The sequence below is a fragment of the Duganella vulcania genome, assembly GCF_009857655.1.
GTDB classification, from domain to species: Bacteria; Pseudomonadota; Gammaproteobacteria; order Burkholderiales; family Burkholderiaceae_D; genus Rugamonas; species Rugamonas vulcania.
The window spans coordinates 1-502 of the sequence record NZ_WWCX01000291.1 but is presented as its reverse complement, the minus strand read 5'-3'; the positions used below and the strand labels follow the sequence as shown (position 1 = coordinate 502).

Annotated in this window: 1 rRNA gene; it reads left to right on the top strand. The window is 54.4% G+C overall.

From position 1 onward, the window contains the following. Positions 1–495: ribosomal RNA gene (locus GTP90_RS36050) — 16S ribosomal RNA — on the top strand; the annotation flags it as partial. Between the last annotated feature and the right edge of the window lie 7 nt (positions 496–502).

Sequence of the window (502 nt, the reverse complement as noted above, 5' to 3'; positions counted from 1 at the left end):
ACACAGGTGCTGCATGGCTGTCGTCAGCTCGTGTCGTGAGATGTTGGGTTAAGTCCCGCAACGAGCGCAACCCTTGTCATTAGTTGCTACGAAAGGGCACTCTAATGAGACTGCCGGTGACAAACCGGAGGAAGGTGGGGATGACGTCAAGTCCTCATGGCCCTTATGGGTAGGGCTTCACACGTCATACAATGGTACATACAGAGGGCCGCCAACCCGCGAGGGGGAGCTAATCCCAGAAAGTGTATCGTAGTCCGGATTGTAGTCTGCAACTCGACTGCATGAAGTTGGAATCGCTAGTAATCGCGGATCAGCATGTCGCGGTGAATACGTTCCCGGGTCTTGTACACACCGCCCGTCACACCATGGGAGCGGGTTTTACCAGAAGTAGGTAGCTTAACCGTAAGGAGGGCGCTTACCACGGTAGGATTCGTGACTGGGGTGAAGTCGTAACAAGGTAGCCGTATCGGAAGGTGCGGCTGGATCACCTCCTTTCTAGAGT